The 1,178-nt window shown below is 68.9% G+C and carries 1 protein-coding gene and 1 pseudogene; both read left to right on the top strand.

The window, feature by feature from the left end:
• Positions 1-137 precede the first annotated feature (137 nt).
• A pseudogene (locus ACL02U_RS32850) lies at positions 138-281 on the top strand (hypothetical protein); the annotation flags it as partial.
• A gap of 103 nt (positions 282-384) precedes the next feature.
• On the top strand, positions 385-1,178 hold a 794-nt coding region (locus tag ACL02U_RS32845), incomplete at its 3' end, for an ISAs1 family transposase (protein ID WP_412794670.1).

Raw genomic sequence — 1,178 nt, 5'->3', positions numbered from 1 at the left:
CCAGGGCCTCGGCAAAGTCGTTCTGTAGCCCTGTGACGTGGGGTTTTGTGGGTGGAAGAGGTACGCGGACGTGTTCCGGTCCGGTTGGATGGAGGTTCCTACGCCTTCACGTCCGACCAGGGGATCACGCCCGCGCCATGTCATCGTCCCTCATCCCTGCGCCCGTTCGCACGCCCGTCCCGGAACATGAGCTCCTGGTCCAGCTGCTCGCCGGGATACCTGATCCGCGTCGGCGGCGCGGGGTGCGTCATCCGGTGGGCGCTCTCATCGCGGTCGCGGTGTGCGCGGTGGTAGCCGGAGCCCGGGGATTCACCGCGATCGGGGAATGGGCCCGGGACGCCGGGGGCGCCGCGTTGGAACCGGCTGGGGCTGCAACGCGGAGGCGTGGACGAATCCACGCTGCGGCGCCTGTTCGCCCGCCTCGATGCGGACCGTCTCGATGTGGTGCTGGGCGCCTGGGCCCTGGCCAGGACCGCACTCGTCGCGGGCCGCAGGGTGATTGCTGTCGATGGCAAGACCGTCCGGGGTGCGCGCGGCGGCGGTTCCTCGGCCCCGCACCTGGTCGCGGCCCTCGCGCACGGGTCCGGGGCGGTGCTGGGCCAGGTCGCGGTGAGTGAGAAGAGCAACGAGATCCCTGCCGCCCGTCAGCTGCTTCAACTCCTCGACTTGGACGGCACGGTCGTCACGATGGACGCTTTGCACACCCAGCACGACACGGCGGACCTGGTGACCGGGTCCGGTGGTGACTACGTCCTGACCGTGAAGGCCAATCAGAAGTCGCTGTACGCGCAACTCAAGGCGCTTCCCTGGGCCTCGATACCCGCCGTCACGAGTACGGATCGAGGACATGGACGCCGCGTCACCCGCACGATCAAGGTCGTTGACGTGCCGGCATGGGTCGAGTTCGGCGGGGCCAGGCAGGTCGCCCAACTGCGGCGCACCGTCACCCGGAAAGGCCGACGAACCGTCGAGATCGTCTACCTGATCACCAGCGCGGACGCCCGTGACGCACCGCCCGTCATCCTGGCCGCATGGGTGCAGTCGCACTGGGAGATCGAGAACCGCCTGCACTGGGTCCGCGACGTCACCTTCGACGAAGACCGCTCCCAGATCCGAACCGGCAACGCACCCCGCATCATGGCCGCCCTGCGCAACACCGTGATCACCCTGCTCCGCCT

It is taken from the genome of Streptomyces sp. MS06, assembly GCF_047200655.1.
Taxonomy (GTDB): domain Bacteria; phylum Actinomycetota; class Actinomycetes; order Streptomycetales; family Streptomycetaceae; genus Streptomyces.
The sequence above is the reverse complement of the archived record's forward strand: the minus strand, read 5'-3'. Positions and strand labels throughout refer to the sequence as shown.